Here is a 704-nt window from a genome sequence, read left to right as displayed (position 1 = left end):
CCTTAACGGCAGATAACACTGCGGCGCTGGTGAATGCCACACTGCAACTGTCAGCCAATAACGTCACAACGGTCGGCACCACTGACCGCACGATACAAGGGCTGGATCTGAGTGGCGGCACCCTGATATTTGACGGTGCAGCGCCGCAATCACAGGCCAGCGGCGTGCTAAACGTCACGCATTTGGCGTTGAACAGTGGCACTGTCAGTGTGACCGGCACTGATAGCTGGGATAACAATAACCCAGTGGTATCACCGAACCTGTCTATCCTGGAGCAGGATAGAGGCAATATTATGCTGGCATTGATCAATGCCGGTACTGTGACTGGGAATGTCAATGGTTTGGATTTGTCCATCAACGGCACGCCGGTGATATCGGGTTCGCAAGCGGTGTTGTCTACCATTAAGCAGGGAGGCGTGGCCGTCGCCAATGCCACACATAACTACGGCTTGACCACTAATGGTGGTACCGGTTTGTATGTTAATTACAGCTTGAGTGCACTGGAACTGTTAACCGATGGCAACGATGCCTTCTTGCTAACAACGGAGGCAGGGGCTGGCGCTAACCGGGAATTTAATACGGCGGTATCTGGTATTGGTGGTTTGCAGGTCGATGCCAGCAACGGGGCTTTGACACTGGCGAATGGCAGTAACAGTCACCGTGGTACGACGACGGTTAATGCCGGAACACTGATTTTGGGGGCC

The 704-nt window shown here is 53.7% G+C and carries 1 pseudogene; it reads left to right on the top strand.

Features of this window, described 5'->3' with window-relative positions:
* Window positions 1-704, top strand: a pseudogene (locus tag YROHD0001_RS00060) (autotransporter barrel domain-containing lipoprotein); the annotation flags it as partial.

Source organism: Yersinia rohdei ATCC 43380 (assembly GCF_000173775.1).
Taxonomy (GTDB): Bacteria; Pseudomonadota; Gammaproteobacteria; order Enterobacterales; family Enterobacteriaceae; genus Yersinia; species Yersinia rohdei.
The sequence above is the reverse complement of the archived record's forward strand: the minus strand, read 5'-3'. Positions and strand labels throughout refer to the sequence as shown.